Origin of the sequence: Mesorhizobium sp. M7A.F.Ca.US.002.01.1.1 (assembly GCF_004022955.1) — a bacterium.
Classification (GTDB): domain Bacteria; phylum Pseudomonadota; class Alphaproteobacteria; order Rhizobiales; family Rhizobiaceae; genus Mesorhizobium; species Mesorhizobium ciceri.
On the sequence record NZ_RZQE01000385.1, the window covers coordinates 1 to 5,824 of the forward strand.

General features: G+C 63.5%; 5 protein-coding genes and 1 pseudogene. 3 read left to right on the forward strand and 3 right to left on the reverse strand.

What is annotated here, in order from left to right; translation table 11 throughout:
• Positions 1 to 63 precede the first annotated feature (63 nt).
• On the reverse strand, positions 64 to 1,227 hold the full coding sequence (locus tag EN932_RS27320; protein WP_127384848.1) for a cysteine desulfurase family protein: 1,164 nt from the start codon (positions 1,225 to 1,227) through the stop codon (positions 64 to 66).
• Between the two features lie 236 nt (positions 1,228 to 1,463).
• Between EN932_RS27320 and EN932_RS27325 the strand changes: the two genes are divergently transcribed.
• Both EN932_RS27325 and EN932_RS27330 read left to right on the forward strand, forming a co-directional pair.
• A complete protein-coding gene (locus EN932_RS27325; protein ID WP_013532163.1) occupies positions 1,464 to 2,138 on the forward strand; it encodes an alpha/beta hydrolase in 675 nt (224 codons plus the stop codon).
• 21 nt (positions 2,139 to 2,159) lie between these two features.
• Positions 2,160 to 2,810: an FMN-binding negative transcriptional regulator gene (locus tag EN932_RS27330; RefSeq protein WP_127369230.1), complete on the forward strand. Its 651-nt coding sequence runs from the start codon at positions 2,160 to 2,162 to the stop codon at positions 2,808 to 2,810.
• A gap of 11 nt (positions 2,811 to 2,821) precedes the next feature.
• Here the strand turns inward: EN932_RS27330 and EN932_RS27335 are convergent, their stop codons facing one another.
• Positions 2,822 to 3,652 carry a phosphatase PAP2 family protein gene (locus EN932_RS27335; RefSeq protein WP_127369229.1) on the reverse strand — a complete coding sequence of 277 codons (831 nt, stop codon included), beginning with the start codon at positions 3,650 to 3,652 and terminating at the stop codon, positions 2,822 to 2,824.
• A 45-nt stretch (positions 3,653 to 3,697) separates the two neighbouring features.
• Positions 3,698 to 5,341, reverse strand: coding sequence for a glycosyltransferase family 39 protein (locus tag EN932_RS27340; RefSeq protein WP_127369228.1), 1,644 nt, complete (start codon positions 5,339 to 5,341; stop codon positions 3,698 to 3,700).
• Between the two features lie 286 nt (positions 5,342 to 5,627).
• Between EN932_RS27340 and EN932_RS27345 the strand changes: the two are divergent.
• Positions 5,628 to 5,824, forward strand: a pseudogene (locus EN932_RS27345) (tyrosine--tRNA ligase); the annotation flags it as partial.

Consider the following 5,824-nt stretch of genomic DNA (forward strand, 5'->3'; position numbering starts at 1 on the left):
TCGTCAAGCATCGGATTTTCCCGAAAACCGCTACGCGCTTTTCGGTCCGATGCTCCCACCCGCTTACGCGGCCTTTTCTCTGTCCGCCCGACGCGCGGCGATTCCCGTCAGCGCAACGCGAAACAACTCGATGTCTTCCGCGCCCGTCGCCGGACCGATCGACACGCGCAAGGCGCCAAGGCTGTCACCGTATCCCATGGCTTTCAGCACATGGCTCGGTCCGACCTTGCCGGACGAACAGGCAGAGCCGGCCGACAGCGCTACGCCGGCCAGGTCGAAGGCGATCTGCGCGGTTTCGGCTTTGACGCCCGCAATAGCGAAGAATGCCGTATTGGCAAGCCTTGGCGCACCGGTTCCGAAGATTTCCGCGTCCGGCACCAGCGTTTTCACGATGGCCTCGATCTCGTCGCGGCGCCGGCGCACCGTATCCATGGCCGGCAATCCGGCCAGGGCCTCGCGGGCGGCCGCGCCAAAACCGGCAATGGCAGCGAGGTTTTCAGTCCCGCCGCGATGGCCCTTTTCCTGACCGCCGCCATTGATCAACGGCTTCGGCATCATCAGATCCGAAGCCGCGACGATGGCGCCGACGCCCTTGGGACCACCGATCTTGTGCGAGGACAGAATCAGATAATCGGCGTAACCCGCTGATAGATCGATCGAAACACGCCCGGCGGCCTGCACGGCGTCGACCATGAGGATGCCGCCCGCCGCCTTGACGATCCCGGCGATGCGATCGATCGGCTGGATGACGCCGGTCTCGTTGTTGACGGCGTGGATGGCAACCAGCGGCAGGCCTTCGCTCTTGTCATGACCACTGAGCGCTGCCGCCAACGCGTCGAGATCGGCGATACCGTTGGCGTCGACGCCGACCCGCGTCACCTGCGCTGACGGGAAATGTCCGCCGTTCAACAGGCAGGGATGATCGGCCTCCGACACGTAAAGCCGGCTCATGCGCACCGTGCCGCGCCCCATCTGCCAGTCGGGTGACAGCAGCGTCGAGGCTGCTTCCGTGGCACCGGAGGTGAACACGACGTGCTCGGGCTTGGCGTTGACGAGCGCCGCCACGTCACGCCTTGCGGTCTCGATCAGACGGCGGGCCGCCCGCCCCTCGGCGTGAACCGATGACGGATTGGCGGCGACATCGAGCGCCGCGACCATAGCTTCGCGGGCCGCGGCAAGCAGCGGCGCACTGGCATTGTAGTCGAGATAGGCGCGTTTTGCGGCCATTTTCGTTCGTCAAGTCCCGTCAGAAGCCATTCCGCCGTCGTATGGCGTTATTTCCTTGAAATTCCAAGGCGAGCCGTCCTATTTACGCGGCTTGCGGCGCGGGTGGCCGGGCTCGATGTCTTGCCACTCAGTTTTGAACAATTCTAAACTAGCTTCTAAGAAGACGCTCGCCCTGCGTCAAGGCCAGAGGAAACGTTCCAGGCACCGCGCATTCGTATTACCTAGTGGAGTATTTTATGCCTGAGGTCATTTTCACCGGTCCTGCCGGCCGCCTGGAGGGTCGCTACCAGCCTTCCAAGGAAAAGAGCGCGCCGATTGCCATCGTCCTGCACCCGCACCCGCAATTCGGCGGCACGATGAACAACAAGATCGTCTACGACCTCTTCTACATGTTCCAGAAGCGGGACTTCACCACGCTTCGCTTCAATTTCCGCGGCATCGGCCGCAGTCAGGGCGAATTCGACCACGGCACCGGCGAGTTGTCGGATGCCGCTGCGGCGCTGGATTGGGTGCAGTCGCTGCATCCCGATTCCAAGAGCTGCTGGGTCGCCGGCTACTCGTTCGGATCCTGGATCGGCATGCAGCTTCTGATGCGCCGGCCCGAGATCGAAGGCTTCATCTCGATCGCGCCGCAGCCCAACACCTATGATTTCTCGTTCCTGGCGCCCTGCCCGTCATCGGGCCTGATCATCCATGGCGATGCCGACAAGGTGGCGCCGCCAAAGGATGTGCAGGGCCTGGTCGACAAGCTGCACACGCAGAAGGGCATCACCATCACCCAAAAGACGTTGCCCGGCGCCAACCATTTCTTCTCCAACGATGCCGACCTGCTGCTCGAGGAATGCGCCGACTATCTCGACCGCCGGCTGGCCGGCGAATTGTCGGATCCGCGGCCGAAGCGGCTGAGATAAGCAAAGAAAGCAGGGACGGCGATGTACGAACCTCCTCATTTCAGGGAAACGCGGCCGGAAATCCTGCACGGGCTGATCCGGACGCATCCGCTAGGCCTGTTGATTTCCAACGGGCCCGATGGGCCGGTCGCCAACGCCATCCCGTTCCTGCTCGACCCGGAAATCGGGCCGAACGGCAGGCTGCGCGCCCATCTGGCGCGGGCCAACCCGCAATGGCGCCTGTTGGCCGACAACCCGACGTCACCCGTGCTGATCGTCTTCCAGGGCAGCGATGCCTATGTGACGCCGTCCTGGTACGAGACCAAGCGCGAGACAGGCAAGGTGGTGCCGACCTGGAATTATGCCATCGTGCAGGTTCGCGGCACCGTCAAGGTGATGGATGACCAGGACTGGCTGGCGCAGCAGATCGCCGATCTGACCGTCTCCCAGGAAGGCGCCCGCGCCGCGCCCTGGGCGGTGACCGATGCGCCGGAGCCCTTCATCCAGTCGCAGATCAAGGGCATTATCGGGCTGGAAATCGAGATCAGCGAAATCCACGGCAAGTGGAAGGTCAGCCAGAACCGGCCGGTCGCCGATCGCGTCGGCGTTGCACAGGGGCTCGAAAGCGAAGACCACCAATCGCCCGGCATGGCCGACCTGGTCAGATCCTATGGCGGACTGGACGGCAACTGAACTTCGAATGCTCAGGCAGCCTTCCTTGTCGGTCCGATCAGCCGAAACGTTCTCTTGCGGACCGGCAGTCCCGACGGCGTCGGCCGGAAGATGAAGCCGAACCGGGCAAAGACCATCCCGCAGGCAAGCGCGAAACCGCAGCCAAGGCCGAAGCCGGCGACGGTGTCACTGGGATAGTGCGCGCCAACGAAGATACGGGTCGAGGCGATGCAGGCGGTGATCGCCAGGGCGATGTACCAGCGCCGCGGAAACAACAGCAAAGCGACCCCGAACACCGCGCCCATTGTCGTACCATGGCCGGACGGAAAGCCGGCGAAGCGCGCATCGAAAGCGAAGGGGTGCAGGGTCAGCACGCCAAAGTCCTCGTAATAGAGCGGGCGAGCCCGGCCAATGGCATATTTCAGCACATTGACGGCGATCCCCGACAGGCCGGTGGCGCACAGCACCAGAAAAGCCAGGCAGGTCCAGTTGTAGAGGAGCATCAGCGAGCGCCGCGACAGGCTTCGCCAATCCGTCAGGTTCGCGGCGACAAGCAGAAGCACTGAGGGAATGATATACCAGCCTCCCAGGCCGAACTGGGTGAAAAAGTCGGCAGTCCGGGCAAATCCCGCCGACCACTTGCCGTGAAGCATTCCGGCCGGAGTGTCGAGACGAACAAACGCCGCCGCCGTCAGCAAGACCCAGACCAGCACCCAGACCGACCACAAAATATTCGGGTATCTGGCCGGCCGGGTGGCAAGGCGGCTTTTGGCGATCTGCATCGTATCGCGAAAGTTGTCGAGCGACCGGCGCCCTATGCCAAGGAGCAGGCTCGAAACGGGCGGGCGTGATTTCACCAGCATAGGAAATTCGACCCCATTGTTGCCGTTATGGGCATCGGCGAGCCGTCACTGGCTTACACGATAGAGGCCGAGCGACAGTTTGTCTCCCGACGAATAGTTGAGGCCGTCGACCTCGGCAACGCGGCTCGCCGACTTGCCTTGCGCCTCCAACAGGCCATTCAGCTTCTGCTCGTCGCCGATTTGTGCCAGCGCCAGCGCGCAGGTGGGGTCGCCGAGCAGATGCTTGGCGACGCCATCGACATCGGTCAGGACGGTCTTGGTGCCGACCAGGAACACCAGGCTCGGCTCGTGATATTCCGCTGAGGCGAGCACCGTGGTGTCGCAAGGCCTGTTGGCCTGGACTGCCGCCTCGATCGCCGGGCTCAGCCAGATCGGCTTCAGCGAAGGCGCGATGACGCCGAACAGCAGCCCATAGGTGATGCCGGCGCAAACCGCGATGGCGCCGATGCGGGAGAGCGGCACTTGCAGCTGTCGCGAAAAGGCGAAATACCCTGCCGCCAGTGCCGCCGCGGCCGCCGGAATGCTCCACCAGGAGAAGGTGCCGGTGAGATAGATCGGCGCTCCGACGCAGACCGCCGCCAGGCCGAGGCTGACCACGGCAAGGCCGAATGCGGTCGACCACCACAACCAATCCTGCCAGCGCCTGAGCGGTGCATTGGCCTCCTGCGGCGACAATGTCAGCAGCCAGCCGATCAGCAGCGCCATGCCAGGATAGGCCGGGAGCACGTAATGCGGCAGCTTGGTCGGGATCAGCTCGAACACCAGCCAGAACGGAATGTACCAGGCGAGGCAGAAGCGCAGCCGGGGATCGTCGCGCAACCGGTTGAGGGCCTGCAGCCCGGCGCCGACCGCGATCAGGCCGAAGGGCCACATGAACAGCGAATAGGTCAGCATGTAGAAACCGGGCGGCAGGCCGTGCGATTCCTCGCCCGACGCGACCTTGGCCACCATGTCCTTGCCGACGGCATCCTGGAGAAAGGCACCGCCGCTCTTCCAGGTGATGAGGGCGACCCAGGGCAGCACGATGAGGAGCACCAGGGCGACACCGCGCACGAGCTTCAGCTTCAAGAGCCAGCGCCAGTCGCGCTCGAAGGCAAACAGGGTGGCGACCGTCAGCACCGACAACAGCGGGGCCACCGGCCCCTTGATAAGGATCCCCAGGCCTTGAGCCGCCCAGAATATCCACGGCAGATGGCCGGCCACCGGTTCGTTGCGGCGCGATGCCAGATAGATCTGGGCGAGTGCGCCTTGCGCCGCCACGCAGCAGGCCAGCAGCATGGCGTCGGTCTTGGCGTCGCGACCCTCGAAGGCGGTGGCGAAGATCGCCGCCATCATCAGGCCGGCGGCGAGACCGGCATTGGCCCCGAACAGCTTCGTGCCCGTCCAGGCGATGCCGACGACGGCCAAGGCAATGCCAAGCATGGAGACGAGGCGATAGACCCAGATCGGCGCCGCCGCCCCCTCGCCGCTCACCGCCACGGCCGCCGATTGCAGCCAGTAGATGCCGATCGGCTTCTTGTAGCGCGAGGCATCCTGAAAACGGATGTCGACATAGTCGGAGGTTTCGACCATCTGCTTGGTGGCCTGGACAAAACGGGCTTCGTCGCGGTCGATGGGTGGAAGGCTCGCCAGTCCGCTGAACGTCATCAGCATGCTGAACAGAAAGAGAAAAAGATAGTTCCTGTTCATCGCGGAGCTTTCCGGATCTGATCTGCGGGATGGCCCCGTCGCGGCGCCTCAGGCCCTGCCCTGCGCGGCGCCTCAATACGCCAGCCCAAACGACGAAGCAAGGATTCGCAAACGCCCTCCGCGCGGGCTGCAAAACCGGAAAGCACTTTTGCTGACGCTGGACCTTTGTCTGGCGCGATCAGACGCAAAACCGGAAACCACTTTTGCTGATCGCGCTTGGATGCTAAACGCGCGCGTTCATGCACGCCTGAGCCACAGCGGCCGGACGCTTTCGGGAATAGAAAAAATGCCTGCCTTCAAATCGGATTTCCTGCGCACGATGAGCGAGCGCGGTTTCATCCACCAGACTTCGGATGATGCCGGTCTCGACAATATCTTCGCCAAGGAGACGGTGACAGCCTATATCGGCTTCGACGCGACCGCCAAGAGCCTGCACGCCGGCTCGCTGATCCAGATCATGATGCTGCACTGGCTGCAGCAGAC

Excerpts from the sequence above, each read along its gene's own strand:
- EN932_RS27320 (WP_127384848.1), bottom strand. The coding sequence starts at position 1,227 with ATGGCCGCAAAACGCGCCTATCTCGACTACAATGCCAGTGCGCCGCTG.
- EN932_RS27325 (WP_013532163.1), top strand. The coding sequence starts at position 1,464 with ATGCCTGAGGTCATTTTCACCGGTCCTGCCGGCCGCCTGGAGGGTCGC.
- EN932_RS27330 (WP_127369230.1), top strand. The coding sequence starts at position 2,160 with ATGTACGAACCTCCTCATTTCAGGGAAACGCGGCCGGAAATCCTGCAC.
- EN932_RS27335 (WP_127369229.1), bottom strand. The coding sequence starts at position 3,652 with ATGCTGGTGAAATCACGCCCGCCCGTTTCGAGCCTGCTCCTTGGCATA.
- EN932_RS27340 (WP_127369228.1), bottom strand. The coding sequence starts at position 5,341 with ATGAACAGGAACTATCTTTTTCTCTTTCTGTTCAGCATGCTGATGACG.